2 protein-coding genes and 1 pseudogene are annotated in these 1,662 nt (G+C 54.0%); 1 reads left to right on the top strand and 2 read right to left on the bottom strand.

The genetic code is table 11. From position 1 onward, the window contains the following. Positions 1-280, top strand: a 280-nt coding sequence (locus WM40_RS26800; protein WP_046154604.1) for an amidohydrolase family protein, incomplete at its 5' end; no start/stop codon positions are given. Positions 281-514: 234 nt separating this feature from the next. On the opposite strand, the gene WM40_RS32700 is transcribed toward WM40_RS26800, so the two are convergent. Together WM40_RS32700 and WM40_RS26795 are read right to left on the bottom strand one after the other, a co-directional pair. Further along, positions 515-685, bottom strand: a complete 171-nt coding sequence (locus tag WM40_RS32700) for an efflux RND transporter permease subunit (RefSeq protein WP_157793830.1) — start codon at positions 683-685, stop codon at positions 515-517. Positions 686-694: 9 nt separating this feature from the next. Further along, positions 695-1,384, bottom strand: a pseudogene (locus WM40_RS26795) (efflux RND transporter periplasmic adaptor subunit); the annotation flags it as partial. Between the last annotated feature and the right edge of the window lie 278 nt (positions 1,385-1,662).

Genomic DNA, 1,662 nt, shown 5'->3' with positions numbered 1-1,662 from the left:
GGCGACGAAGCTCGGCGGCGAACTGATGATGCAGCCGGACAGCATCGGGCAGATTGCACCGAACTTCTACGCAGATTTTGTTCTTCTCGACGGGGATCCGCTGCAAGACCTCAAGTTGTTGCAAGACCCGAACAAAATCCTTCTGGTCATGAAAGACGGCGAAATCGTCAAGAGCTGCAAGGACCACGAGCCCGTCAGCTCAGAAATTCATCTTTCCGCAATCAACGAAGCAACGCGTGATGTGGGTGTGCGCGAAGCACTCTACCACGAGACCCATTGAGTGCTTGACCCGCGACGCTCCCTCTTGTTTGTCGCGGGTTTCCTTTTCTTTCACATCGGCACTTTGCGCCGATAGCCGCCCCCCACAATGACATGCGTGGGTCGTATTCAGAGGCACCTTATCGATTAACGTAGACGTTGCGACGCCCGTGTCGCCTCCAATCCATCAGGATTGCGAATTCGAACATTCAAAAAAAGAAATCAGGAGACGATTCTATGAATGACTGCACTATCCCTATTTGCCCCGAAGCGAGCGCAGGTACGTTGCTTCGATAACGACGGCGGGGGCTGCAATATCGGGATATTGATTTACAGGAAGTGTGTGTACTGAAATAGCACCGGCAAGCATGATCACAATTGCGATCACCCAAGCAAGGATAGGCCGACCAATGAAGCATTTAGACATGGGCGTGACCTACTTACTGGCAATGGTGTTATCGGCGGCCACACTTGCCGTAGATTGTGTCGCCAGCTCCACACAAGGGCGCGGGTTCGGGCTAATCAACAAGCTATCGCCTAGTGCCAAGTGCACGTTTTGCGCAGCAGTGGAAGACACCGCGATACCCGGAAGCATGCGCTGCACACCTTCCGTCACAACATCATCGCCGTCCTCTAAGCCACTGCTGACAAGGCAAGTATTGCCCACAGTTCTGTCGGTCGTGACGTGCCGCAGTTGCGCTTCGTTATCTGCTCCGATGACCCACACAATTGCCGCACCCGTCGTGTCGTGCTCAACTGCTTGTTCGGGGACTAGCAGGGCATCTTCTTTCACGCCTTGATCCAACTTGGCGTGAACAAACATGCCTGGCAGCAATACATTATTGGGGTTCGGGAATACTGCTCGAAGCATTACGGAGCCGGTCGTGGGATCCACGCTCACTTCAGAGAATTTCAAGCTGCCGTGTAACGGATATGTAGAGCCATCCTCGAGTGTGAAGGATACCTCCGCACGATCTTTTGCGCTATTGCTCTTTAGTTGGCCACTAGCTAACTGCTCGCGTAGACGCATCATTTGAACCGAGGACTGGGTGACATCGACATAGATGGGGTCCAACTGCTGGACCGTCGACATGCCACCGGCCTGGCCCGTTGTCACCAGCGCACCCTCTGTGACGTCGGAGCGTCAGATGTGGCCAGAGATCGGCGCATAGACCTTCGTGTATTGCAGGTTGATTTTGGCGCTTTCCACATCGGCGCGCGCTTGCTGGAAGACAGCTTCTGCGTCAGCAGTCTGCTGCTTGCTTACCGCATGATCAATCAGGAGCTTTCATCACGTTGAGCAAGTTGCTGCGCCGTGTTCATCGCAGCCATTGCCCTATCGTACGTCGCACGATAAGGTGCATCATCAATTTGATACAGTTGCTGGCCGGCTTTGACCTCACT

Origin of the sequence: Robbsia andropogonis (genome assembly GCF_000970345.1) — a bacterium.
In the GTDB taxonomy this organism is placed as follows: Bacteria; Pseudomonadota; Gammaproteobacteria; order Burkholderiales; family Burkholderiaceae; genus Robbsia; species Robbsia andropogonis.
Note: the sequence above shows the minus strand (reverse complement) of the source record. Positions and strands in the feature narration are given on the sequence as shown.